The sequence below is a fragment of the Sphingopyxis sp. CR5 genome, from assembly GCF_059693785.1.
The window spans coordinates 286,970-311,917 of sequence record NZ_JCATIE010000002.1; the positions used below are offsets into that span (position 1 = coordinate 286,970).

The 24,948-nt window shown below is 64.5% G+C and carries 19 protein-coding genes; 12 read left to right on the forward strand and 7 right to left on the reverse strand.

The window, feature by feature from the left end; genetic code table 11:
- Window positions 1–26 precede the first annotated feature (26 nt).
- Window positions 27–965 carry an ACP S-malonyltransferase gene (gene fabD, locus AC58D2_RS04255; protein WP_497387652.1) on the reverse strand — a complete coding sequence of 313 codons (939 nt, stop codon included), beginning with the start codon at window positions 963–965 and terminating at the stop codon, window positions 27–29.
- Window positions 966–1,093: 128 nt separating this feature from the next.
- Window positions 1,094–1,921 (reverse strand): LD-carboxypeptidase, encoded by an 828-nt coding sequence (locus tag AC58D2_RS04260; protein WP_497387654.1) that lies wholly within the window; start codon window positions 1,919–1,921, stop codon window positions 1,094–1,096.
- Between the two features lie 171 nt (window positions 1,922–2,092).
- On the opposite strand from AC58D2_RS04260, the gene AC58D2_RS04265 reads away from it, so the two are divergent.
- The 4 genes from AC58D2_RS04265 (at window position 2,093) to rplI (ending at window position 4,896) form a co-directional block, all read left to right on the forward strand.
- Entirely contained in the window at window positions 2,093–3,481 is a 1,389-nt protein-coding gene (locus AC58D2_RS04265) for a Mur ligase family protein (RefSeq protein WP_497387656.1), read from the forward strand.
- Between the two features lie 157 nt (window positions 3,482–3,638).
- Entirely contained in the window at window positions 3,639–4,004 is a 366-nt protein-coding gene (rpsF, locus tag AC58D2_RS04270) for a 30S ribosomal protein S6 (protein ID WP_497387658.1), read from the forward strand.
- A 12-nt stretch (window positions 4,005–4,016) separates the two neighbouring features.
- Window positions 4,017–4,241 (forward strand): 30S ribosomal protein S18, encoded by a 225-nt coding sequence (gene rpsR / locus AC58D2_RS04275; protein ID WP_089217216.1) that lies wholly within the window; start codon window positions 4,017–4,019, stop codon window positions 4,239–4,241.
- A 13-nt stretch (window positions 4,242–4,254) separates the two neighbouring features.
- A complete protein-coding gene (gene rplI / locus AC58D2_RS04280) occupies window positions 4,255–4,896 on the forward strand; it encodes a 50S ribosomal protein L9 (protein WP_497387660.1) in 642 nt (213 codons plus the stop codon).
- Between the two features lie 634 nt (window positions 4,897–5,530).
- Here rplI and folE read toward each other — a convergent pair.
- Window positions 5,531–6,157 carry a GTP cyclohydrolase I FolE gene (gene folE, locus AC58D2_RS04285; RefSeq protein WP_497387662.1) on the reverse strand — a complete coding sequence of 209 codons (627 nt, stop codon included), beginning with the start codon at window positions 6,155–6,157 and terminating at the stop codon, window positions 5,531–5,533.
- Between the two features lie 411 nt (window positions 6,158–6,568).
- On the opposite strand from folE, the gene AC58D2_RS04290 reads away from it, so the two are divergent.
- A complete protein-coding gene (locus AC58D2_RS04290; protein WP_497387664.1) occupies window positions 6,569–9,535 on the forward strand; it encodes a TonB-dependent receptor in 2,967 nt (988 codons plus the stop codon).
- Between the two features lie 229 nt (window positions 9,536–9,764).
- Here AC58D2_RS04290 and AC58D2_RS04295 read toward each other — a convergent pair whose 3' ends face one another.
- Window positions 9,765–12,380, reverse strand: coding sequence for a TonB-dependent receptor (locus AC58D2_RS04295; protein WP_497387666.1), 2,616 nt, complete (start codon window positions 12,378–12,380; stop codon window positions 9,765–9,767).
- 356 nt (window positions 12,381–12,736) lie between these two features.
- Between AC58D2_RS04295 and AC58D2_RS04300 the strand changes: the two genes are divergently transcribed.
- Together AC58D2_RS04300 and AC58D2_RS04305 are read left to right on the forward strand one after the other, a co-directional pair.
- Entirely contained in the window at window positions 12,737–13,777 is a 1,041-nt protein-coding gene (locus AC58D2_RS04300) for a rod shape-determining protein (RefSeq protein WP_497387668.1), read from the forward strand.
- 70 nt (window positions 13,778–13,847) lie between these two features.
- On the forward strand, window positions 13,848–15,656 hold the full coding sequence (locus tag AC58D2_RS04305) for a sensor domain-containing diguanylate cyclase (protein ID WP_497387670.1): 1,809 nt from the start codon (window positions 13,848–13,850) through the stop codon (window positions 15,654–15,656).
- 15 nt (window positions 15,657–15,671) lie between these two features.
- Here AC58D2_RS04305 and AC58D2_RS04310 read toward each other — a convergent pair whose 3' ends face one another.
- Window positions 15,672–17,090 carry a sulfatase family protein gene (locus AC58D2_RS04310; RefSeq protein ID WP_497387672.1) on the reverse strand — a complete coding sequence of 473 codons (1,419 nt, stop codon included), beginning with the start codon at window positions 17,088–17,090 and terminating at the stop codon, window positions 15,672–15,674.
- Window positions 17,091–17,137: 47 nt separating this feature from the next.
- A complete protein-coding gene (locus AC58D2_RS04315; RefSeq protein ID WP_497387674.1) occupies window positions 17,138–18,055 on the reverse strand; it encodes a Gfo/Idh/MocA family protein in 918 nt (305 codons plus the stop codon).
- A 129-nt stretch (window positions 18,056–18,184) separates the two neighbouring features.
- On the opposite strand from AC58D2_RS04315, the gene AC58D2_RS04320 reads away from it, so the two are divergent.
- Genes AC58D2_RS04320 through AC58D2_RS04340 form a run of 5 tightly spaced genes read left to right on the forward strand, consistent with a single transcriptional unit; the run spans window position 18,185 to window position 24,123 of the window.
- Window positions 18,185–19,987 carry an IlvD/Edd family dehydratase gene (locus AC58D2_RS04320; RefSeq protein ID WP_497387676.1) on the forward strand — a complete coding sequence of 601 codons (1,803 nt, stop codon included), beginning with the start codon at window positions 18,185–18,187 and terminating at the stop codon, window positions 19,985–19,987.
- Complete coding sequence (locus AC58D2_RS04325; RefSeq protein WP_497387678.1) at window positions 19,987–20,841, forward strand: SMP-30/gluconolactonase/LRE family protein; 855 nt, start codon at window positions 19,987–19,989, stop codon at window positions 20,839–20,841. The genes AC58D2_RS04320 and AC58D2_RS04325 overlap by 1 nt, the downstream gene beginning before the upstream one ends.
- Window positions 20,842–20,855: 14 nt before the next feature.
- Window positions 20,856–22,040 (forward strand): aldose epimerase family protein, encoded by a 1,185-nt coding sequence (locus tag AC58D2_RS04330; RefSeq protein ID WP_497387680.1) that lies wholly within the window; start codon window positions 20,856–20,858, stop codon window positions 22,038–22,040.
- Entirely contained in the window at window positions 22,037–23,179 is a 1,143-nt protein-coding gene (locus AC58D2_RS04335) for a glycoside hydrolase 5 family protein (RefSeq protein ID WP_497387682.1), read from the forward strand. The genes AC58D2_RS04330 and AC58D2_RS04335 overlap by 4 nt, the downstream gene beginning before the upstream one ends.
- Window positions 23,176–24,123, forward strand: coding sequence for a family 43 glycosylhydrolase (locus tag AC58D2_RS04340; protein WP_497387684.1), 948 nt, complete (start codon window positions 23,176–23,178; stop codon window positions 24,121–24,123). Before AC58D2_RS04335 ends, AC58D2_RS04340 begins: the two co-directional genes overlap by 4 nt.
- A 10-nt stretch (window positions 24,124–24,133) precedes the next feature.
- Here AC58D2_RS04340 and AC58D2_RS04345 read toward each other — a convergent pair whose 3' ends face one another.
- Window positions 24,134–24,859, reverse strand: coding sequence for a FadR/GntR family transcriptional regulator (locus AC58D2_RS04345; RefSeq protein WP_497387686.1), 726 nt, complete (start codon window positions 24,857–24,859; stop codon window positions 24,134–24,136).
- Window positions 24,860–24,948 lie beyond the last annotated feature (89 nt).

Consider the following 24,948-nt stretch of genomic DNA (forward strand, 5'->3'; position numbering starts at 1 on the left):
GACATCTACGTCTCGGTGCGAATTTTCTAAAGCGCGCCGGTCAGCGCCTCGATATCGTCCATCGACATCAGGCTCACCGTTTCGACCTCGCCGCTCGCGCTGCGCTTGACCATCGGCGAGAGGACCTTGCCGCCGAACTCGACGAACTGCGCCACGCCGATTTGCTCCATCGCGCCGACGCTCTCGCGCCAGCGGACGCGGCCGGTGACCTGGCTGACGAGCAGGTCGCGGATTTCGGCGGCGTCGCTCACGGGTGCCGCGGTCACATTGGCGACCACGGGGACGAGCGGCGCGGCGGGCGGGTTGGCGGTCAGCGCCTCGGCCATCGCGTCGGCCGCGGCCTGCATCAACGGGCAGTGAAAGGGCGCCGATACGGGGAGCAGCACGCCGCGCTTGATTCCATAATCCTTGACCATTGCGACCGCGCGCTCGACCGCGCCCTTGTGGCCCGAGATCACGACCTGCGACGGGTCATTGTCGTTTGCGACCGTGCACACTTCGCCCTCGGCCGCCGCGTCGGCCAGCTTTTGCGCGGTGTCGATATCGGCGCCGAGCAGCGCCGCCATCGCGCCGACGCCGACGGGCACCGCCGCCTGCATCGCCTGTCCACGCGTCTTCAAGAGCCGCGCGGCGGTCGCGAGGTCGAAGGCGCCGGCGGCGCACAGCGCACTATATTCGCCAAGGCTGTGGCCCGCGACATAATCGGCCTTGGCGGCCAGCGTCACGCCGCCCTCCTTTTCCAGCACGCGCAATGTCGCGACGGCATTCGCCATGATCGCGGGCTGGGCATTTTCAGTGAGGATCAGCTGGTCTTCGGGGCCCTCACTCATCAGCTTGAAGAGATGCTGACCCAAGGCCTCGTCGACCTCCTGGAAAACCTCGCGCGCGACCGGCGATGCGTCGGCGAGCGCCTTGCCCATGCCGACCGCCTGGCTGCCCTGACCCGGAAAGATGAATGCGCGCATAACCCTGTTCCTTATCGTCGCCCCCGCGAAGGCGGGGGCCGCTGGAATTTTAGACTTCATCGCCGGAACAGAGCCGACAACGGCCCCCGCCTTCGCGGGGGCGACGGAAAGGTCTCGCGCCTATTCGCTCACCCGGCGCGATGCAAGCCGAAGGGCACGACCTTGTTCGCGGCATCGTGCCCGATGTCGGCGCGGCCGAGCCACGCGATGCCGGTGCGGGCACACCAGTCGCGCGCGATCTCTTCGGCGTCCATACCGAAGGGGCGGTCGTTTTCTGGGACCGCGCTGACCCGGCCGAGACGAAGCCCCGTCAATCCGCGCGGACCGAGGCAGGTCGCCATGTGGAAAAAGGCGCGGTCGAACGCATAGAGATATTCGCTGACCTCTTCGACCAAGAGGATGTGGCCGGCCAGATCGGGCTCGAGCGGCGTGCCGAGCAGCATCGACAGCGTCATCAGGTTGAACGCCGCATGGCGCGCCCCGTGCTCCAGCCCGGCTTCGCACGTCGCGGGATCGCGGGCGACGAGCCAGTCGAGCGCGCGGGCGATCGCCGTGTCGCCGCCCTCGCGCCGGACGTCGGCGACCATCGGGCCGTGCGCGACATGATCGAAGCCCTCGCGGTACAGGCAGGCGAGGATATTGCCCTGGTCCGAATAGCCGAGAAACGCCTTGCCCCGTGCAACGTCGGTCATCGCGGCGACGGCCTCTTGCGCGATGCGGCAGGCGCCATAGCCGCCGCGCGCGAACCAGATCGCGTCGATGTCGGGGCGGTTCGCCATTTCGACGAGCGCCGCGAAGCGATGCCCCTCTTCGCCGGCGAAATGACCGTGAACCGCGAAACATTGCTCGTCGAAAACCAGCTCCACCCCGGGATAGCCGAGCGCGGCGATCGCACGCACCGCTTCGGCATCATCGGGCAGGATGGGGGTCGAGGGAGCGACGATTCCGATACGCATCATTAACTTCCTTGACCGTCACCCCGGACTTGATCCGGGGTCCATTCGTTCGATGCTGCGTGAATGGACCCCGGATCAAGTCCGGGGTGACGATGTATGAAAACCGGCGTTCACCCTTCCGGGTTTGCCGCCCTTATTGCAAACCCTTCGCCAAGCCCATAACGCGCCGGCATGACCGAAAACAATTCCTATTTCTTTTGCGGTATCGGTGGATCGGGCATGCTGCCGCTGGCGATGATCGTCGCGGCGCGGGGCGCGCGGGTCGCCGGGTCGGATCGCAGCCGCGACCAGGGACGTTCGGCGGACAAGTTCGAGTGGCTCGAACGGCGCGGCATTGCGCTCTTCCCGCAGGATGGCAGCGGCCTCACGGCGGGCCAGACGCTCGTCGCATCCGCAGCGGTCGAGGACAGCGTGCCCGATGTCGCGGCCGCGAACGCGCTCGATCTGCCGCGCATGACGCGCGCCGACCTCAATGCCGCGCTGTTCAACGACGCGGCGCAGGCGATCGGCATCGGCGGCACGAGCGGCAAGTCGACCGTCACCGGCATGATCGGATGGATCCTCGAGGGTGCCGGACGCAAGCCGACCGTGATGAACGGTGCGGTAATGCGCAATTTCGCGAGCGATGCCATGCCCTTTGCGAGCGCGCTCGTCGGCGATGCGGCGACCTATGTCAGCGAGGTCGACGAGAGCGACGGCTCGATCGCGCTCTACCAGCCCGATGTCGCGGTCGTCACCAACATCAGCCTCGACCACAAGAGCCTCGACGAGCTCCACCGGCTGTTCGGCGAATTCGCCGGCAAGGCGCGGATCGCGATCATCAACGCCGACGACCGCGAATCGAGGCCGCTGCTCGCCGGCGACAATGTGATGCATTTCGGGTTCTCGGACGCCGCCGCGGTGCGCGGGACCGATTTCGAGCCGCTGCCCGACGGCTGCCGCTTCACGGTTCATTTCGCAGGCGACCGGCACGAAGTCCGGCTGCGGATGCCGGGGCACCACAATGCGATGAACGCGCTCGCCGCGATCGCCGCGGCGCGCGCGGTCAATATCCCGGTCGCGCGCTCGGCGGCGGCGCTCGCCGATTTCGCGGGGCTCGCGCGGCGCTATGAAATTCTCGGGCAGGCAGGCGGCGTGACGGTGATCGACGATTTCGCGCACAACCCGGACAAGGTTGCCGCGACGCTCGCCGCGGTCGCCGAATTGCCCGGCCGTGCGCTGATCTTCTTTCAACCGCACGGCTATGGACCGCTTCGGCAGATGGGCAAGGAACTCGCAGCAGCCTTTGCCAGGGGGCTGCGCACCGACGACATGCTGTTCGTGTGCGACCCCGTCTATTTCGGCGGCACCGTCGACCGCAGTATCGGCAGCGAGGCGCTGGTCGCCGACATCGTCGCCGGCGGCGGCGACGCCGTCCACCTGACGACCCGCGCGGCGTGCGGCGCGGCGATGCTCGACGAGGCAAAGCCGGGCGATCGCATCCTGATCCTCGGCGCGCGCGACGATACGCTGACCGAGTTCGGGCGCGAATTGCTGGAAAAACTGCCCGGTTCCGCTTGATTTCGCCGCGCGACTCTGTATAGGCGCGGTCCATTCGGGGCGAGGCCACGTGCCTGTCGCCCCGTTTGCTTTGCACCAACAAGCAAAGCGGGACGACAGCCGGAGGGGCCTGCGATTGGCGCAGGTCAGCGATCGGCCAAATGAAGGAAGCGCAACCATGCCGTTTTACGAGCATGTCTTTATCGCGCGTCAGGACCTGAGCCAGGCTCAGGTCGATGCGCTGGCGGAAAATGTCGCCACGATCGTCACCGATCACAAGGGTTCGATCCACAAGACCGAAACCTGGGGCCTCAAGCAGCTCGCCTACAAGATCCAGAAGAACCGCAAGGGTCATTATGCGATGGTCTCGGTCGAAGCGCCGGGCGAAGCCATTGCCGAGATCGAGCGCCAGGCTGCGATCAACGAAGACATCATCCGCTGGATGACGATCCGCGTCGACGAACTCGAAAAGGGTCCGTCGGTGATGATGCGCAAGCAGGAACGCCGCGGCGGTCGCGGCCGCGACAGCGACAGCGACAATTAAGGAGCAGCAATCATGGCACGACCCTTTTTCCGCCGCCGCAAGACCTGCCCCTTCAGCGCGAAGGACGCACCGGTCATCGATTACAAGGACGTCCGCCTGCTCCAGGGTTACCTGTCGGAGCGCGGCAAGATCGTCCCGTCGCGGATCACCGCGGTGTCCACCAAGAAGCAGCGTGAGCTGGCCCGCGCGATCAAGCGCGCGCGCCACATCGGCCTGCTCCCCTACATCGTGAAGTAAGGAGGGCAGCGACATGGAAATCATCCTGCTCGAACGTATCGAGAAACTGGGCGGTATCGGCGACGTCGTCACCGTCAAGAACGGCTTTGCCCGCAACTTCCTGTTGCCCAACAACAAGGCGCTGCGCGCGAACGAAGCCAATCGCAAGCTGTTCGAAGCGAACCGCGCGAAGATCGAGGCCGACAACGCCGAACGCCGTACCTCGGCCGAAGGCCGCGCCAAGGATTTCGACGGCCAGCAGATCGTCCTGATCCGCCAGGCGTCGAACACCGGCCAGCTTTACGGTTCGGTTTCGGTGCGCGACATCGTCGACGCGCTCGCCGAGGATGGCGTGGAAAACGTCACCAAGGCGATGATCGAGCTCGAACGCCCGATCAAGTCGCTCGGCCTGTTCGACGTCAAGGTCAAGCTGCACCCCGAGGTTGCAGTGACCGTCAGCGTCAACGTCGCGCGTTCGCCCGACGAGGCCGAGATGCAGAAGGACGGCATCGACGTCATCGCCGCGATGTTCGAGGAAGAACAGGCGGCCATGGCCGCCGCGGCGCTCGAACCCGACAGCGAAGACGAATTCGAAGAGGGCACGCCCCCGTCGGAAGCCGCTGCCGAAGAGGCTCCCGCCGAGGGCGAGGCGAGCGAGGAAGACGAAGAGGCGTAAGCCACTTCGCTTGCTTGCAGAGAAAAGAGAGGCCCCGGCGCAATGCTCCGGGGCCTTTTCTTATGCGCCGGCATTACGTGAAGACGCATCGCGGCTGCATGTCGGCTTCGGGGTGGCCCGTTGCTCTTGCCGTCTTCGGGTGTCGCGGGCCGGGTCCGCGTCATCGTTTCAAAGTTCAGTAAAGTTCAGCCTTGTGCAGCCGCCGATGGGCCGCGTTCGGCGACCACGCCGCGCCGGCTCCCGCCCGCATCCGCAAACCGGGCCGTGACCGCTTCTATCCACCTGTCGAAAGAGCCGGGACGAAGGCTGACACAGCCGAGCTATGTAGGACAGCGTTTTTTTCGATGGCGGAAACGGGGTGGGAAGCGGACTGTCCCCTATCCGTCATCCCGGCGAAGGCCGGGATCTCGCCGGTGCGTAAATCCGTTAGGGTGAGATCCCGGCCTTCGCCGGGATGACGTTGGTAAGCGGCCACAACCGGTCGTTCACGGGCATTCGACATCCCGGACCCTGCGACAAGCTCAGGACAGGCTTGATCCGGGACCCACTCCCCCCGACGCTGCACCTAATGGACCCCGGATCAAGTCCGGGGTGACGATAAAGAATATGTCCGCAACCGGCCGAAAGCCGCCGCTCAATAGCCCATCAGGCTGAGCACCTCCTTGCGGCTGCGTTCGTCTTCGAGGAAGCATCCGAGCAGGCGGCTGGTGACCATGCCGACGCCGGGTGTGCGGACGCCGCGACCGGTCATGCAGCCATGCTGCGCGTCGATCACGACGGCGACGCCGTGGGGCTGGAGATTGTCCCAGATGCACTGGGCGACCTCCGCCGTCAGCCGCTCCTGGACCTGCAGGCGGCGGGCATAGCCGTTCAGGACGCGGGCGAGCTTCGATATGCCGACGACGCGGTCCCTGGGCAGATAGGCGATCGAGGCCTTTCCGGTGATCGGCGCCATATGATGTTCGCAGTGCGACTGGAACGGAATGTCGCGCAGCAGGACGACCTCGTCATAGCCGCCGACCTCCTCGAAGGTGCGCGACAGATGCACCGACGGGTCCTCGCCATAGCCCTGGCAATATTCCTTCCACGCGCGCGCGACGCGCTTCGGCGTGTCGCGCAGCCCTTCGCGCGCCGGATCGTCGCCGGCCCATTCGATCAACGTCCGGACCGCCGCCGCGACATGATCCGGAACGACGACCTTGCCGTCCGGTCCCACTTCGACATCCTGCGTCATGTCCCCCGCCTTCACTGTTGCTTTCATGCCGCACATTTCGGCCCGCAAGGCCCGATGCGCAAGCCCGCGCCGGCAAGAAATTTCATGGCTCCGACAAGTTTACGTTGCGGAATCGGACCTTTTCCAGCCCTAGGACTCCCGCGATTTTTTGACTGCTTCGCTATCGAAACAAGTGACTTGACGCTTTCGTCAACTCGGCGCACCTTTAGGGCCTTACAGAGCTCGCCCAAGCGGGCCGTAATCCGGAGAGGCCGGCGTTTTCCCCGACGCCGGTGGGAGAGGACGATGACCAGCACAGCTGGCAAGAGGGATATCCCGTGGCACTCGGTCGGTTCGGCCCGGTGCCCTTTGCCATGCGTGGTCGAAGCCCCTTCCCTTACCACAAATTGACCATTTGGGCGGCCCCGCACCCGCGGGGTCGAAACAGGGAGGATATTGATGAAGTTCAACGCTCTGATCGGTTCGTCGATTCTCGCGATGACGGTGGCGACGCCGGCTTTCGCGCAGGACAGCGATGACACGGGACGGGACGCGTTCGGTGGCGAAATCGTCGTCACCGCGCAGCGCCAGTCGGAACGCCTGCAGGACGTGCCGATCGCGGTCAGCGCCTTCTCGTCGGAGGCGCTCGAGGCCCAGCAGATCAAGACCCCGTCGGATCTGCAGCTGACGCTGCCGAACGTCACCTTTACCAAGACCAACTTCACCGGCGCGAGCTTCACCATTCGCGGCATCGGCGACCTGTGCGTCGGCACGACCTGCGACAGCGCGACCGCGATCCACCTGAACGGCGATCCGCTGTTTTCGACCCGCCTGTTCGAAACCGAATTCTTCGACCTCGAACGCGTCGAAGTGCTGCGCGGCCCGCAGGGCACGCTGTTCGGCCGCAACGCGACCTCGGGCGTGGTCAACGTCATCACCGCTAAGCCCAGGCTCGGCGCGTTCGAAGCCTCGGCCGAAGCCGAATATGGCAATTATGATTCGATCAAGGGCAAGGCGATGGTCAACATCCCCCTTGGCGAGACCGCGGGCATCCGCGTCGCGGGCATTTACCTCAATCGCGACGGCTATACGAAGAACACCTATCTCGGCACGCGTATCGACGACCGCGATCTCTATTCGGTTCGCGGCTCGTTCCGCTGGGAGCCGACACCCGACACGACGATCGACCTGATGGGGTCTTATTTCCGCGAGAAGGACCAGCGCACCCGCATCCAGAAACAACAATGTCAGCGCGACCCGACCGGCATCCTCGGCTGTCTGAACACGCGGCTCGACAATTCGCCGTTCAATGGCAATGCGACCTTCACCGCGGCGCTGACGTCACGGGAGTTTCTGGCGATCCAGGGTATTCCGGAAATCTTTGCGCTCGGCAGCGTCTATGGACCCGACGTCTATGCCAACACATCGATTTCCGACGACCCGCGTTCGATCTCGACCGCCTATACACCGAGCTATTTCACCAGCGAATTGATCCTTCAGGGGCAGATCGAGCATAATTTCGGCCCCGTGTCGTTGCAAGTTTCGGGGCAGTATCAAAAGGTCAAGGTCGACGCCTCTCAAGACTATAACAGCAATATCGGGGATCGATCCCTCTATCAGAGTGCGCTGAACTACCTGCAGCTGGGTGCCGAAGGCGCCCTAGACGGTGCGATTCCGGGCATCTCGACCTATCTGGCTCCCGTCGCGGCGGCGTTGATCCCCGACGGACCGGACGGCAAGCTGTGTACGTCGTTGCCCGAAGAAACCGGCTTCGGCAGCTTCGGAGGCAACAGCATCTGTTCGGATCAATCGCTACAGTTCGACCGCTCCAACCAGTACAATAGTAGCTGGTCGGTCGAGAGCATCCTCTCGAGCGACCTCGACGGTCCCTTCAACTTCCTGCTTGGCGGGATTTACGCCGATTATCATCTCACCGAGAACAGCTATTATGTAAATGCCTTTCCGATCGACTATCTGACCGGCATTCTAGGGGCATTCAATGCCTACGCTAATGGCCTGCCGCCCTCGTTTCTTGGGACGCCCTTCTTTCGCAACAACACCGACGATCTGAAGATTAAGTCCTACGGCATCTTCGGCGAAACCTATTTCGAGGTGAACGATCGGCTGAAGCTGACTCTCGGGCTGCGCTACAACAACGACAAGAAGACCGTACTCGCCCGATCGACGCTGGCGAGCTTCCTCGTGCCCTTCGGCCAAACCGGTACGGCCTTCGATTCACCCTTCGTCGGGACCTATGACGCCGATCCGGGCACACCCGGCAATCAGATCATCCAGACGCGCACCGTGAAATTCAGCGAATGGACCGGTCGCGCCGTCGTCGATTTCAAGGTCACAGAGGACAATCTCCTCTACGCGTCCTACTCGCGGGGATATAAATCGGGTGGCATCAACCCACCGCTCCAACCCGTGTTCGAAGTCCCGGAATCCTTTGCGCCGGAGCAGGTCGACGCATTCGAAATCGGCTCGAAAAACGCGTTCGACAACGGAAAGCTGCAACTCAACCTGACCGCATTCTATTACAAGTACAAGGATCTGCAGCTCAGCAAGATCGTGGCCCGTACCGCCGTCAACGACAATGTGGACGCCGATATCTATGGCGCCGAAATCGAAGGCGTAGTGCGTCCCGACCCCGACTGGCTGATCAATCTCGGTTTCAGCTATCTGCATACCAAGGTGACAACCGACAAATTCACCAGCAATCCGCGCGACTTCGGCGGCGGACGGGCTGACGCCGTGATCATCAAGGATCTCAGCAACGGCGCGAACTGCGCAGTTGCCCCGGGAACCGCCGGCAATGCGGCGGGCAGCAATGGCTTCGTCAATGCGGTCAATAACGGCATTAATCTGTCGACGGGTGCCGGACTGCAACCCACGACACCCTTCCCCGAAAATGGCGGCATCGCATCGACCGGCGCTTTCGGCATCTGCTCGGTTCTTGCAGCGTCGGCGGTTGATCCGGTAACGGGGGACCCCACGCCGACCGCGCTTGCATTCGATCCCAACGGAATTCAGGTTCTTTCCGCTGGCATTCCCGTAAACCTGAAGGGCAACAAGCTGCCGCAAGCGCCGAACTACAAGTTCAGCGCGGGTGTGCAGTACACGGCGCACCTGGGCAACAGCGACATGACGCTCGTCCCGCGCTTCGACCTCGCCTACACCGGCGACAGCTATGGCAGCATTTTCAACGGCGCGATCAACAAGATCAAAGGTTATGCTCAGGTGAACGCGCAGATTCAGCTCAATGGTGCCGATGACAAATGGTTCGTGAAGGGGTTCATCCAGAACATCTTCGATGCGAACAGCGTTACTGGCGCTTACATCACCGACCAGTCGTCGGGGAACTACACCAACATCTTCACCCTCGAACCGCGCCGCTACGGCATCGCGGCGGGTGTGCGTTTCTGACGCGATCCGGCTTCGCGCCAAAAAACACCCCGGCTTCTCGATCGAGAAGCCGGGGTTTTCTTTTTCCGGAGCGCAGGTTGGCTTTCCCGCCGAAGATCCATGTGCTCCCGCGAAGGCGGGAGTCCATTCTCGTCCGTTCGAAATATTATCGGCTGGAAACGGGTCCCCGCCTTCGCGGGGACACACCTATTTCAAAAGTCGGTGGGCGCTACCGCCCTGCGCCTTTCGATCAGAATTTGAAGCGGCCGGTCACGCCATAGGTCCGCGGCTGGCTGGGATAGCCCGAGATGCTGCCCGACTGCGCGACGGCGGGGAAAATCGTCGTCAGATATTGCGCGTTGGTCAGGTTGCGGCCCCACACGCCAAGCTCGAGCCCGTTGTCGAGAGCGAAGGTGAACGAGGCATTGAGCTGGTTCACTTCGCGCTTGAACTGGTCCGAGAAGCCGGCCGGGAAACCCTGGAGCCCGTCGACCAGGCGCGTCGGGCTTTCATAGAGATAGTCGACGTGGAAGATCGCACGGTTTCCGTTGCCGACCTGGGCGGTATAGGTCGCGCCCATCGACGCCGACAGGTCGGGGATCGTCGACGGCTTGGTGCCCGAAATATCGCCGAACGACGAATTGACGAAGCTGTCGTATTTCGGATCGAGCCAGGTGACGGCGAGGGTCAGGTTGAGACCTTCGACGGGCCGCACCGACCCGTCGAATTCGACACCCCAGGTCGACTGCTTGCCCGCATTGGCGAGCGCGAAGCCGGTGCCGGTGAAGATGTTCGACTGGAACCCCTTGATCGACTGCTTGAACACCGCGACGTTCGCGGCGGCCACCGACCACTGGCCCTTCAGACCGATTTCATAGACTTCCGATTCCTCGGGTCCGGCGAAGCGCGAGCCGCCGACGAGGTTCGGCGTCGTCAGCCCCGCCGCCTCGATCGCCGGCAGGTCCGATGCGAGCGGACGGCTGTCGCGCGACAGGTTGATCGAGCTGGCCTTGAAGCCCGTCGCATAGGTCGCATAGACGTTGACCGTATCGGTCAGCTCGTACGCGAGGCGCGCGCTCCACGCGAGATCCTTGTCGTGCGTCTTGCCCGGCTCGACCGCGTTCGGGACGTTGAGGAACGGCGGCAGGAACTGGAACGCGCGCAGGCCGCCGAGCGGGTTGGCATCGGGGTTGTTCTGGTTCGCGTTCGCATAGGCGACGAACTGCTGATAGATCGGCGCGGTGGCCGGGTTGGTCGCGAACGCGGTGACCGCCGCGACGTTGGTCGGATCGACGCCCGCCTGCTGCAACGCGCCGCCAAGCAACAGCTGGTTGCGGAACGGCGCATATTGCGGTGCGTCGAGGTCGATCGCCGAGAAGGTATCGCTGCTGACGACGTCGGTCGAGAAGCGCTTGCGGTCCTGCGTATAGTTGGCGCCCGCGGTGAAGGTCAGCCGGTCGCTGATCTCGAAATCGACGGTGCCGAAGATCGACCAGCTCGTGTTCTTGAGCTTGTACGCCTCGTCGAAGCCGTCGCTGGCGTGGAAGAAGGTGTCGACATATTTGGTCGGGTCGCCTTCTAGGGTACCGAGCGTGCCTTCGAGTGTCGGAACGTCGAGCGCACCGCCGCTTGCCTGCTGGATCAGCGCGTTGCCATAGTCGCGGAAATCGTCGCCGAAGAGCAGCGCGTTCTTCTGGTCGATCTTTTCGTTGAAATAATAGCCACCGATCAGGAAGTTGACCGGACCGTCGAAATCGGACGCCAGGCGCACTTCCTGCGTAAAGGTGTCGATCGCGAGGTCCTGGCTGTTCTCCCCGATCAGGTCGGCCGCGGTGAAGTCCGAGTCCTGATTGGTTTTCGCACGAACCTGACGATAGGCGGTGATCGACGTCAGCGCCATATTGCCCAGGTCATAGTCGATCTGGGCCGAACCGCCATAATTCTCGATCTCGTTCGACGACAGGAAGTTGTTGTAGACGTCGTACGAGAAGGGATTGTTCCGGTCGACGCTGGGGCCGCCGACGAGGAAGTCGGTGATGGCGACCGTCGGCCCCGCGATGACATTGCCCGCGATGCAGCAATTTTCGTCGATCTTGTCGTAATCGCCGATCAGGCGGATCGACAGCGCATCGCTCGGTTCAAAGAGCAGCTGGCCGCGCACGCCCCAGCGGTTGCGATCGTTGACGTCGGTGTCCAGGTTCAGGTCGCGGGCATAGCCGTCGCGGCGGTTGAAATTGCCGCCGAGCGAAAAGGCGATGGTATCGCTGATCGGCCCGGTGATGTCGCCCTTGACGACGATCGCGTCGTAATTGCCATAGCTCGCCTCGAGCGAACCGCCGAAGTCGAACTGCGGCTTTTGCGTGATGATGCTGATCACGCCCGCCGACGCATTCTTGCCGAACAGCGTCGACTGCGGCCCGCGCAGCACTTCGACACGCTCGACATTCGGCAGGTCGCCGATCTGGGCGGCCGAGCGCGACCGATAGACGCCGTCGATGAACACGCCGACCGAGGGCTCGATCCCGGCGTTGTTGGCGCCGTTGCCGAAGCCGCGGATGACGAAATTGGTATTCGCACTCGACTGAAGCTGGCTGACGCGCAGGCTGGGCACCGACGATTGCAGGTCGATCAGGTCGCGGATCTGGGCATTCTCCAGGTCGGCGGCCGACGTCACCGACACGGCAACGGGCGTATCCTGCAGCGTCTGCGACCGCTTCGACGCGGTCACGATGATATCATTGCCATAGTCGTTCGTCGCGGGCGCGGCCGTATCGTCGGCGGGCGCGGCGTCCTGGGCAAAGGCATGGGCGGGGGCGGTGGCGGCGCACAGCATCGTGGCGCCCAACAAAATGTTGCGCACGGTCATCATCTCTCTCCAACCCGGCGAGCTTGGCCCTGTGGCCTAAGGAGGGGATACTCGGCCGGTAACCGGCCGCTGTAACGACGCCGCCCGATGCGTCAACGCAGCCCCGACGCGTTCGCGGCGTTTTCGCCAAATTAGTGGCTAAATAGCAACAGTTTGTGACGGCCGGAGCGACACATGCGACGTCGGCCGCGTCAAATGGCCGCGATTCCGGCCCCGACGTCCGAAACCGCGCAAACTCGGTCAGGCGCGGTAAACCAACGGTCCAGCCTGCGCCGTAATTGACGCCGGACGCCGCAACCAACATGCCGGACATCAGGTCACCCCCGTCAACGCAAATTGAAAGCCCGCTTTCGTCCATGAGCTTCTTCGACCGTTTCGCGTCCAGCGCGCACGACATCGCCATCGATCTCGGCACCGTGAACACCGTCATCTACGTCCGCGGCAAAGGCATTGTCCTCAACGAACCCTCGGTCATCGCCCTCGAAACCCGCGACGGCGTCCGGCATGTCAAGGTCGTCGGCAATGACGCGAAGCTGATGATGGGCAAGACGCCGACCAATATCCAGGCGCTTCGCCCGCTGCGCGACGGCGTGATCGCCGATATCGAGATCGCCGAACAGATGCTCAAGCATTTCATCGAAAAGGCGCTCGGCGGCTCGAGCCGGCTTCGGCGGCGGAGCAATGTCGTCGTTTGCGTCCCGTCGAGTTCGACGATGGTCGAGCGACGCGCGATCCGCGACGCTGCCGCCAACGCCGGCGCGCTCGGCGTACGGCTGATCGAGGAGCCGCTGGCTGCGGCGATCGGCGCCGGCCTGCCCGTGACCGAACCGCGCGGTGCGATGGTCATCGATATCGGCGGCGGAACGACCGAGGTCGCGGTCCTCTCGCTCGGTGGGGTCGCCTACAGCGGCTCGATCCGTATCGGGGGCGACAAGATGGACGAGATGATCGCGTCGCACATTCGTCGCAAGCATAATATGATGATCGGCGAAATGACCGCCGAGCGGGTGAAGCTGACGATCGGCAGCGCGGTTCCGCCACAGGGGACCGGTACGATCATGGCGGTAAAGGGCCGCGACCTCGTGAACGGCCGCCCGTCAGAAGTCGAGGTGTCCGAGGCCGAGGTCGCCGAGGCGCTTTCCGAGCCGGTCGGGCAGATTATCGGCGCGGTGCGCATGGCACTCGAGCGTACGCCGCCGGAGCTTGCGGCCGACATCATCGACGAGGGCATCACGCTCACCGGCGGCGGCGCACTGCTTCGCCGGATGGATCAGGCGATCGCCGAGGCGACCGGCCTGTCGGTGCGGGTCGCCGAAGACGCGCTGATCTGCGTCGCGATGGGTGCGGGTGTCGCCTTCGAGGACCGGGTCTATGAAGGCATATTGATGCCCGCCTGACCGGGCGCGAGCAGGTTTCGGCAAGACGCGCGTTAACTTCATCCCAATGATCGGCTAGCTAGGCTTCCGCATGCGCCTCGCAACCATCACCAACTGGGCATATGGCGCCACGGTCGTCCTGACGCTCGTTTCGAGCGCCACGATGATCCTCGCGTCGAATGCGCAGGAGCGTGAACGCGAAGCGGTCGAACAACGCTATGTCCTCGACCGGGCGACGTCCGAAATCGGGGCCGATGTCTATGCGCTCAGCGACCGGGCACGCCAATATGTGAACACCGGCGACCCGATCTACCTCGCCGCCTATCACAGCGCGGTAAAGGATCTGAAGGACGTCGAGGCTCGGGTCCGTCACATCGGCGACGCCGGGGCGACCGCATCGGAACTGGACGCGCTGAAGCAGGGCATGGCGCTCGCCGACCTGCTCCACGACGAGCAGGAAGAGGCGCTGGCCGCCTATCAGAAGGGCAATGGCGACAAGGCGCGGCAGCTGCTGTTCGGCCCCGAATATGAACGACAACTCGACCGCTCGGAAATCGAGGTGCGGCGCTTCGAGGATCAGCTCGACGGCCGGATCGAGGCGCAGCTGGCGAGTGCCACGAACATCGCGCGTATCTGGAAGCGCATCTCTGAGGTCGTGCTTGCGCTCACCGCGCTCCTCGTCCTCTTCGTCCTTTATTTCGTCTTCAAGCAGCGCGTCCTGCATCCGGTCGTGAAGCTGAGCGATGTCGTCAACCGGCTCGCGGTGCAGGATTTCGCAGCCGAACCGCCCGACATCCAGCATATCGACGAAATCGGCGACATGGCCCAAGCGATCCGCATCTTCCGCGAGAACGGGCTCGAGCGCCAACGGCTCGAGGCCGAGCGCGACGCGGACCGGACGATGCGCGACCTGCTGTCGCGCATGACCCAGCGGATGCAGGGCTGCGATACGCTGCGCGACCTGAAAGAGGTGGTGCAGCGTTTCGTCCCGGAGATCGCGCCCGGCCTTCCCGGCCGCCTCTATCTGCTCGACAGGGATCGCAATATCGTCGTCGAGGCCTGCGGCTGGCTGGGGCCGGTTCATTCGGCGGCCGAGTTTTCCGCGCTGTCGTGCTGGGCGCTGCGGCGCGGGTTGATGCACCGGCCGGCGGGGGACAGCGTCGACGTTCCGTGCGATCATGTCGAGCGGGCGGCGGATGATGCCCCCGTCGATACGATTTGTCTGCCGCTGACCGCGCAACGCGAAACGCTGGGGCTGCTTTATTTCGAAATTCCCGGCGGCGAAAGGGCACGCGCCGCGGTGCTCGACCTCTATCTCGACATGCTCGCAGAGAATATCGGACTTGCAATCGCCAATCTGCAATTGCGCGACACGCTCCGCGATATGGCGATGGCCGACCCACTGACCGGGCTCGCCAATCGCCGCCAGCTGGGGTTCATCCTAGACCAGCAGATCGCGCAGGCCGAGCGGCTCGACCGCCCGCTCGGTTGCCTGATGCTCGACGTCGACCACTTCAAGCGCCTGAACGACGTCCACGGTCACGAAACCGGCGATGCGGTGCTGCGCGCGATCGGCCAGTTGCTCGCCAATATCACGCGCGAGGACGGCCTCGCCTTTCGCTATGGCGGCGAGGAATTCCTGATCCTCCTGCCCGAATTGTCGGCCACGCAGGTTCAGGATCGCGCCGAGGAGGTGCGGGCTCGTGTGGCGGCGCTCGATTTCTCGCACGTCTCGCTCGACATGCCGCCCGTCACCGTCTCGATCGGCGCCGCGATCGCGCCCGACCATTGCTCCCTCGACCGGCTGGTCCGCACCGCCGACGCTGCCTTGCTGCGCGCCAAGACCCACGGCCGCGACCGGGTCGAAATGGCCCAGGCGCGCGGTTCGTCCCCGGCCTGATCCATGCCCGCCCGGTCAGTCGCCCTCCCCGTCCATCGGCCCGCGTTCGAAACGCGGTGCCACCGGCACCTTGCCGCTGTCGCCTTGCGCCTTGCGCCAGCTCGCCAGCCGGGCGCGCAAGTCGCGGAGGGTGTCGGCATAGCGCGGATCGGCGGCCAGATTGACCGTTTCGTCGGGATCGACCGACAGATCGTACAGTTCCTCGGCCGGTCGCTTGTAATAGGCGTCGACGATAGCCTTCGCCTTGGGATCCTTTGCCGCCGCCTCGCGCCAGGACGGGAAATAGGCCCCCGAATCGGTCCGCATCACCTTCAGGTCGATATGCGTCGTGTACGTCCAGTCGGGATGGAGATTTTCGATATATTTCCAGCGGTCGGTCCGAATGCTGCGCATCGGATAGACGTTGACCCGGCCGTCGTTGTTGTGCGTCGTGAAAATTTCGCTCCGCCCGGCGTCCTGTCGCCCGACTCCGAACAGGCTCGAAAAGGATCGGCCATCGATCCCGTCGGGTGTCTTGCCGCCCGCGAGCTGGACCATCGTCGGCAGGATGTCGATCCAGCTCACCATCGCGTCGGTGCGGCCACCCGCCTTTACATGCCCTTTCCAGCGCACCACCATCGGTACGCGCGTTCCGCTGTCATAAAGATTCCATTTGCCGAACGGCCACTGGGTCCCGTGATCGGCCGAATAGAGGACGAAGGTGTTGTCGCCTAGAACCGAATCGACCGCATCCATCGTCGCGGCAAGATCCTGGTCCATTCGCGTCACCGCGGCATAGAAACGCGCGCGGGCATCGCGGGTGATCGGCGTGTCGATCGTCTTGGGCGGTAGCGTAAGGCCCTTCGCATCATAGTCTTCGGTCGTCTTCGGCCAGGGGACGTGCGGCCAGTTGGTGCCGACGAACAGGGCGAGCGGCCGCTTGTCCTTGCGCGCCTTCAGCCATTCGACCGCGGCGGGGATCGCCTTGTGGTCGTGAAACGTGTCGTTGGCATAATAATCGAACCCATAGGTGCCCGTGTGCTTGTAGTGCGCGACCTTGCCAAAGGCGACGACTTCATAACCCTGCTCCTGAAGATAGGAGGGCAATTTGCGGATCGCGGCGTTGGCGCGGTCGTGATTGGCTTCCGCTCCGTTGCGCGCAGGCATCAGCCCGGTCAGCATCGCCGCGCGGCTCGGCGCGCAGGCGGGCGAGGCGACGAATGCGCGATCGAAGCTCATCCCCTGCGAGGCCAAGCGATCGAAAGCGGGCGTTCGCACATTTTGATCGCCATTCGCCCCGACATCGGCATAGCTGAGGTCGTCGGCCAGGAAGATCACCATGTTCGGCCGCGCCGGATCGCCACCGTCCTGGGCGGCGGCGGGCAGGGACCCGACAACCGAGGCGGCCAGCGCGACCGATCCGAAAAGCGTCATGCGGCGCGTGATGTTCGACATTTCAAAGCTCCCCAAACAAACAATATGGACGATGCGGCAAGGCTGAATCAGAACGCGAACGGGGCCGCGATCCGGCGCTCGCCGATCAGGAACGCATCGGCGACAAGGTGCAGTGGACGAAGATCGACGTCGCTCTCCCCCGTCTGCACCAGCTCGGCAAAGCGGCGATAGAGACGTGGATATTCCTCGTTCGCGCCCTCGCGCGCCGGCTCGCCCGGCAGATGAAGGATGCTGCCTCCCATCGCGAGGCGGAGCGTCCCGGCGTCGGTGTCGACTTCGATATCCCAGGTCTGCCGACCGGTCTGGAGGAAGTCGAACCGCGCATCGCCCGTCGCATCGCCGCTGCGGAAACGGATCGCCGCGGCGATCGGACAGGCGCGATTTTCGGGAATGTCGAGGTCAGCGGCCAGCACGGTGATCGGGCGCGGCAGGATATGCGTCGCGATCGACAGCGCATTGATGCCGGGGTCGAAAACGCCAAAGCCGCCCGCCGCCAGGATCCATTCCTGTCCGGGATGCCATTGCTGGATGTTTTCCATCCAGCGGATGCGTATCGCGTCGATCCGGCGGGTCGCGAGCCAATCGCGAGCGGCATCGACCTCGGCGGCTTCGCGCGAATGCCAGGTCGCGAACAGGCTGACCCCGTGCTCCCGCGCGGCACGAGCGAGCGTTTCGGCTTCCGACACGGTCGCGGCCGGCGGCTTTTCGAGCATCAGGTGACGGCCCGCGCGAATCACGTGCATCGCCTGTTCGAATCGACCGTCGGGAGGGGTGCAGAGCGAGACCGCTTCGATATCGGCGCGCGCCTCCAGCATCGATTCGACGGACGGATAACCGTCGATTCCGTCGACGCGGCCGTTCCGGCTTGCGGTCGCGGCAAGCTCGAATTCGCCGCCCGACGTCAGCGCCGGGATATGCTGATCGCGCGCAATTTTGCCGATTCCGACGAGTCCGAGCCTGATCATTTTCTCCCTTTCGGCTTTTTATACGATATATATGCTTTCTATCCGGCAAAATGGATTCTATCAACGGCTTTAGTCAGTAACGAACGCCGCGCCGACGAACCGCGCGCGGGCAGGGAAAGGTCGACACGCTTGAAGGACGCCAAACAGGAACCCGCGCGCACGCTCCGGTCGCAGGCTTGGTTCGACAATCCCGACAATCCCGACATGACCGCGCTCTACATCGAGCGGTATCTGAACTACGGCATCAGCCTCGACGAACTTCAGTCGGGGCGACCGGTGATCGGGATTGCCCAGACCGGCAGCGACCTGACGCCGTGCAACCGGCATCACCTGGAACTCGCGAAACGCGTTCGCGACGGAATCCGCGATGCGGGCGGCATCGCGCTCGAATTTCCGACCCACCCAATTCAGGAAACCGGCAAACGCCCGACCGCCGGGATCGACCGCAACCTTCAGTATCTGAGCCTTGTCGAGGCAATCCACGGCTATCCGATGGACGGCGTCGTGCTGACCATCGGGTGCGACAAGACCACCCCCGCCTGTCTGATGGCGGCAGCCACAGTGAACATTCCCTCGATCGCGCTGTCGGTCGGGCCGATGCTCAACGGATGGTTCAAGGGCGAGCGGACCGGATCGGGCACCATCGTCTGGAAAGCCCGCGAGATGCTCGCGGCGGGCGAAATCGACTATAAGGAGTTCATCGAACTCGTCGCCTCGTCGGCGCCGTCGACCGGCTGGTGCAACACGATGGGCACCGCGACGACGATGAACTCGCTGACCGAAGCGCTCGGCCTGTCGCTCCCTGGGTCGGCGGCGATCCCCGCCCCCTATCGCGACCGCCAGGAATGCGCCTATCGCACCGGGCTCCAGATCGTGGAAATGGTCCGCGCCGACCGCAAGCCGAGCGACATATTGACGCGCGCCGCCTTCCTGAACGCGATCCGCGTCAATTCGGCGATCGGCGGATCGACCAATGCGCCGATCCACCTCAACGCGATCGCCCGCCATATCGGCGTCGACCTGACGCTGGCCGATTGGGAAGGGCATGGCGCCGACGTCCCGCTGATCGTAAACCTCCAGCCCGCGGGTAGCTATCTCGCCGAAGATTTCTATCGCGCCGGCGGCGTCCCAGCGGTGATGGGCCAATTGCTGCGCGCCGGGCTGATCGACGGCGAGGCGCCGACCGCGAACGGACAGAGCGTCGCCGCCAACATCGGCGAAGCCGACACGCTCGACCGCAACGTGATCCGCCCGCTGGCCGAACCGCTGAAGCCTGCGGCCGGGCTGACCGTCCTTTCGGGCAACCTGTTTGACAATGCGGTAATGAAGCTGAGCGTGATCTCGCCCGAATTCCGCGCGCGCTATCTGAACAATGCCGACGATCCCGACGCGTTCGAGGGCGTTGCGATCGTCTTCGACGGGCCCGAGGATTATCACCGGCGCATCGACGACCCCGCGCTCGGCGCCGACCAGAATTCGATCCTGATCATGCGCGGCGCCGGGCCGATCGGCTATCCGGGCGGTGCCGAGGTGGTGAACATGCGTCCCCCCGCGGCGCTGATCCGCACCGGGGTTCACGCGCTTCCCTGTATCGGCGACGGTCGGCAGTCGGGAACGAGCGGCAGCCCTTCGATCCTGAACGCGGCGCCCGAAGCCGCAGTCGGCGGGGGCCTGGCGCTCGTGCAGACCGGCGATCGCATCCGCATCGATCTGGGAAAGCGCAGCGCCGACATGCTCGTCGACGACGCCGAACTCGATCGCCGCCGTGCCGCGCTGGCGGGAACGCCCGACTATGTTCCGGAAGCCCAGACGCCCTGGCAGGAAATCCATCGCGACATCACCGGCCAGTTCGGCGGCGGCGCCGTGATCGAACTCGCGGTCAAATATCAACGCATCGCCCAGACCCGCGGCCTGCCGCGCGACAGCCACTGATGGATCAGGTCCGGGCGATAGGACGCGACGCGCGCGATCGGCTCGGCGAAGGCCCGCTGTGGTCGTCGCGCGAGAACGCGCTGTTCTGGACCGACATTCTGGGGCGGCGCATTCACAGGCTGTCCCTCGACGACGAGCGTATCGCCAGCTACCCGCAGCCCGATTTCGCGGCGTGGATCCTCGAGCGCGAAGCGGGCGGCTTCGTCGCGGGCATCGGCCGCAGCGTCGTGCGGCTCGACCTTGCCTCGGGGCGCCGCGAACTGATCGGCACGGTCGATGCCGCCGATCCGGGCAACCGGCTCAACGACGCCAAGGCCGATGCGCAGGGTCGCATCTGGGCCGGGTCGATGGACATCGGTTGCGAACGCCCCAGCGGCAGTTTCCACCGCATCGATGTCGACGGCAGCATCGTCCGGGTCGACACGCCCTACACCATCGCCAACGGCCCCGCGATCGACGCGTCTCAGCCCTTCCTGCTCCATACCGACACCGCGCTCGCGACCATCTTCCGCTTCGACATCCGCGACGACGGCAGCCTGGGGCCGCGCGCACCCTTCATCCGGTTCGAGCCCGGATGGGGCAATCCCGACGGGATGACCTTCGACGCCGACGGCGGGCTATGGGTGGCATGCTGGGGCGCCGGCTGCGTGACGCGCTTCGACCCCGAAGGGCGGCGCGAACGGTCGATCGCCCTCCCCGCGAGCCAGATCACGAGTTGTACGTTCGCGGGCCCCGGTCTCGACCGGATGTTCGTAACCTCCGCCGCGGTCGATGTCGACGAACCGCTCGGCGGGGCCTTGTTCGAGGTCGATCCCGGCTGCCGTGGCCGGCCGACCGCAATGTATCGCGGCTGATAGGGAGAAGGATCATGTCGAAAAACCGCACCATATTGGCGTCGGGTGCGCTTGCGGCCTCGCTGATAACGGGCGCAGCCCATGCAGCGACCGCCAAGCAATCCAGCTTCGGAACGCTGTCCGACGGCCGCGAAGTGCCGGCGGTGACGCTCCGCAACGATCAGGGGACGTCGGCGACGGTGATCGCTTATGGCGCCACCTTGCAGTCGATGATCCTGCCCGACCGCGACGGCCAGCTCGCGGACGTCGCGCTCGGCTACGACACCATCGCCGCCTATGAACAGAAACCGCAATATTTCGGCAGCACCGTGGGCCGATTTGCCAACCGCCTCGCCCGCGGGCGCTTCACGATCGACGGCAAAACCTATCAGACACCGGTCAACAATGGCGAGAACGCGCTGCACGGGGGCACCAGGGGGTTCGACAAGGTCCTGTGGGAGGTCGTGTCGGTCAAGGAGGGACCGGCGGCTTCGGTCACGCTGCGCTATGTCAGTCGCGACGGCGACCAGGGCTATCCCGGGACGATGACGGTGCTCGCCACCTATTCGCTCGACGATGCGAACAACCTGACGATCGACTATAGCGCGACGACCGACAAGACGACCGTCGTGAACATCACCAACCACAGCTATTGGGATCTGCTCGGCGAAGGATCGTCGCTCGGCGCGATGGGGCATTTGCTGATGATTCCCGCCGACGCCTATCTGCCGACCGACGCCGGCGCGATCCCGACCGGCGAGTTCCGCCCCGTCGAAGGCACCGTCTTCGACTTCCGGCGCCCGACCCCTGTCGGCAAGCGGGTGCGCGACGCGTCGGACGAACAGATCGTCTTCGGCCGCGGCTACGATCATAATTGGGTGGTCAGCCGCACGCCGCCGAAACAGCAGCAGTTGATGGCCCGCGTTTACGCGCCCGGGTCGGGCCGCGGCTTCGAATTGTGGTCGAACCAGCCGGGGGTGCAATTCTATTCGGGCAATTTCTTCGACGCGACCAGCTATGGAAAGGCGAAAAAAATCTATCGCATGGGCGACGCGATCGTGCTCGAGCCGCAGAATTTCCCCGACGCGCCGAATCAAAAGGGATTTCCGAGTGCGCAGCTCGAACCCGGACAGACCTATCGCAACACGATGACCTATCGCTTTACCGTGCGCGACGCCGCGCCGCGGCGGCACGGGCGCCGGAAGGCGGCAGCGCAATGATCCGCCGCTCGCTCATGCTCGCCGCGGCCGCCCTGGCGGTTGCAGCGACCCCCGCCGAAGCCCGCGATCAATGGACCAAGGAGGCCGCCAACGCCTGGTATGCACAGCAGCCCTGGCTCGTCGGCGCGAACTATACGCCGGCGACCGCGGTCAACGAGCTGGAGATGTGGCAGGCCGACAGCTTCGATCCCGCGACGATCGACAAGGAACTGGGCTGGGCCCACGACATCGGCATGAACACGATGCGCGTGTTCCTGCACAATCTGGTGTGGGAAAAGGACGCCGAGGGTTTCAAGAAGCGCATCGTCCGGTTCCTTGCCATCGCCGACAAGCACGACATCAAGATCATGTTCGTGCTGTTCGACAGCGTCTGGGACCCCAACCCCGTCTATGGACCGCAGACCCCGCCGATCCCCGGCGTCCACAACTCGCGCTGGGTGCAGGCTCCCGGCGAGGCACGGCTGAAGGACGCCAGCCAATATGGCAAGCTCGAGGCCTATGTGAAGGATATCGTCGGCACGTTTGCCGACGATCCGCGCGTCCTCGTCTGGGATGTGTGGAACGAGCCCAACAACAAGGGCGGCGGCAACTACGATCATATTCCGGACAAAAACAAATATGTCGCCCTCCTGCTGCCGCAGGTTTACGAATGGGCGCGCAGTGTCGACCCGAGCCAACCGCTGACCTCCGGCGTCTGGATCGGCCAGCACTGGGACCGGGCGGACAAGCTCGACGCGGTCGAGAGGACCCAGCTTGGGCAGTCCGATATCAACAGCTTCCACGACTACAGCTGGCCGGAAACCTTTGAAAAGCGCGCAAGACAGATTGCGAGCTATGGCCGGCCGGCGCTTTGCACCGAATATATGGCGCGCGGCAACGGATCGACCTTCGATGGGACGCTGCCGCTCGGCAAGAAATATAATATCGGCATGTATAATTGGGGCTTCGTCGACGGCAAGACGCAGACCCGCCTGCCGTGGGACAGCTGGAAAAAGCCCTATACATGGGACGAGCCGACGATCTGGTTCCACGAGGTCTTCCGCGGTGACGGCACCCCCTATCGCCAGGCCGAAGTCGACCTGATCAAGCGTCTTGCGGCTGCGCCAAAGGGCGTCGTCCCGCCGGCGAAGAGCGAATGACGATCGGGCCGACGGCGCGCTCGCTCCTCGTCGCCGCGCTGATCGGGGCGGCGGGTACGGCGGCAGCGACCGCTGTCCCGCCGGCTCCGCTGTCGTTCGAGGGGGCCGACCCGGACATAGAGGCGGCGCAGGACCGATATTATATCTATCCGACCGGTTCCGATGGCGGCGCCAGCCTGCACGTCTGGACCTCCGACGATTTGCGCAACTGGACCGAGGGCGCCGAACTGATCCGGCGCGACGCGATCGACTGGATCGACGACGACGGCGCCCCCCGCCACGCCCTGTGGGCGCCCGACATGGTCACGGCCCGCGGCCACCATTATCTCTATTTCGCGGTGGGGCCCCAGAATCCCACGCCGAGCCGCATCGGGGTCGCGACCTGCACCACGCTGGCGGGGCCGTGCACCGACAGCGGTCGTCCGCTCGTCACGGGCGGCAACGGGTTCGAGGCGATCGATCCCGCGGTTTTCGTCGATCCGGCGAGCGGGACCGCTTACCTCTATGCCGGCGGCAGTGCGGGCGCGACGTTGCGCGTCTGGACCCTGAAACCCGACATGGTGACGATCGATCGCGAAGTGCCGGTCGATACGCCACCGCACTTCACCGAAGGCGCGTTCATGCACGAACGCGGCGGCACCTATTACCTGTCCTATTCATCGGGCAGCTTTCGCACCGACGCCTACCAGGTCCATTATGCGACCGCGCCCTCGCCGACCGGTCCGTGGACATGGCGCGGCCGCATCCTCGCCAGCGACGCCCGCTTCAAGGGACCGGGCCATCATGCCTTCCTGCACGATCCGCGCGACGGCCGGTGGTACATCGCCTATCACCGCTGGGAAGGCAAAAGCGGCGCCGGTCCGTACAGCGGCCGGCGGCGCGTGGTGGTACAGCCGATCGCCTATCGCGCCGACGGCACGATCGTTCCCGTGACGATGCGTTAGGGACTCTGCGTCAGGCCTCGGCGTCGTCGATCAGCGTCAAGACGTCGCCGATGATGTGGCGCATCGCCCGGCGCGCCGCTTCGGGGTCGCGCGCCGCAATCGCGTCGCGCACCGCCGCATGGTCGACCACGCTCGCCGTGCGCCCCTTGATCCGGTTCGTAAAGCGGATCGACGTCCGTAGCGCGGTGCTCACGACGTCGCGAAACTGGGCATAGAAGGGATTGTTCGACGCGCGCAGGATCGCGACGTGGAAGGCGATGTCCGCTTCCAGCGTATCGTCGGCGCCGCGTTCCGCCGCGGCCATCCGTTCCAGCCCTTCGTTGATCTTCTCAAGCTCCTCGGGCCGCGCGAATTGGGCTGCGAGCGCCGCGGCTTCGGGCTCGATCGCGACGCGAAGCTGGTTGAATTGCTTCAGCAGCTCGACCGAGAACTGGCGTTCGAGCAGCCAGCGAAGAACGTCGGTGTCGAACAGGTTCCACGACGAAGTCGGCTGGACCACCGTTCCCTGGCGCGGGCGCGCACTAAGCAGTCCCTTCGCGGTCAGCATCTTCACCGCCTCGCGCGTCACCGACCGGCTGACGCCGTGGCGCTTGGCAAGTTCGGCCTCGGTCGGAAAGGCCTCCTCGTCATAGCGCCCGGTGACGATCGCGCGCCCCAGATTGTCGAGCAGGCCATAGGTGAGATTTCGTCCGAGCGAGGCGGGCGCGTCCCCCTGCGCAAAAAGCGATTGTTCCACGGGCACCAAACCTTTCTTTACGACGCGCATAGCGCAGTCGAATGATATTGTTAATCTGAACGATGCACTAGACAAGTCTAATTAATAAG

Bases quoted from the DNA above. Each gene is read 5' to 3' on its own strand.
- folE (WP_497387662.1), bottom strand. From the start codon at position 6,157: ATGAAAGCAACAGTGAAGGCGGGGGACATGACGCAGGATGTCGAAGTG.
- AC58D2_RS04305 (WP_497387670.1), top strand. From the start codon at position 13,848: ATGCGCCTCGCAACCATCACCAACTGGGCATATGGCGCCACGGTCGTC.
- AC58D2_RS04315 (WP_497387674.1), bottom strand. From the start codon at position 18,055: ATGATCAGGCTCGGACTCGTCGGAATCGGCAAAATTGCGCGCGATCAG.
- rpsR (WP_089217216.1), top strand. From the start codon at position 4,017: ATGGCACGACCCTTTTTCCGCCGCCGCAAGACCTGCCCCTTCAGCGCG.
- AC58D2_RS04310 (WP_497387672.1), bottom strand. From the start codon at position 17,090: ATGTCGAACATCACGCGCCGCATGACGCTTTTCGGATCGGTCGCGCTG.
- AC58D2_RS04300 (WP_497387668.1), top strand. From the start codon at position 12,737: ATGAGCTTCTTCGACCGTTTCGCGTCCAGCGCGCACGACATCGCCATC.
- AC58D2_RS04340 (WP_497387684.1), top strand. From the start codon at position 23,176: ATGACGATCGGGCCGACGGCGCGCTCGCTCCTCGTCGCCGCGCTGATC.
- fabD (WP_497387652.1), bottom strand. From the start codon at position 965: ATGCGCGCATTCATCTTTCCGGGTCAGGGCAGCCAGGCGGTCGGCATG.
- AC58D2_RS04265 (WP_497387656.1), top strand. From the start codon at position 2,093: ATGACCGAAAACAATTCCTATTTCTTTTGCGGTATCGGTGGATCGGGC.
- rplI (WP_497387660.1), top strand. From the start codon at position 4,255: ATGGAAATCATCCTGCTCGAACGTATCGAGAAACTGGGCGGTATCGGC.
- AC58D2_RS04290 (WP_497387664.1), top strand. From the start codon at position 6,569: ATGAAGTTCAACGCTCTGATCGGTTCGTCGATTCTCGCGATGACGGTG.
- AC58D2_RS04335 (WP_497387682.1), top strand. From the start codon at position 22,037: ATGATCCGCCGCTCGCTCATGCTCGCCGCGGCCGCCCTGGCGGTTGCA.
- AC58D2_RS04295 (WP_497387666.1), bottom strand. From the start codon at position 12,380: ATGACCGTGCGCAACATTTTGTTGGGCGCCACGATGCTGTGCGCCGCC.
- rpsF (WP_497387658.1), top strand. From the start codon at position 3,639: ATGCCGTTTTACGAGCATGTCTTTATCGCGCGTCAGGACCTGAGCCAG.
- AC58D2_RS04325 (WP_497387678.1), top strand. From the start codon at position 19,987: ATGGATCAGGTCCGGGCGATAGGACGCGACGCGCGCGATCGGCTCGGC.
- AC58D2_RS04260 (WP_497387654.1), bottom strand. From the start codon at position 1,921: ATGCGTATCGGAATCGTCGCTCCCTCGACCCCCATCCTGCCCGATGAT.
- AC58D2_RS04330 (WP_497387680.1), top strand. From the start codon at position 20,856: ATGTCGAAAAACCGCACCATATTGGCGTCGGGTGCGCTTGCGGCCTCG.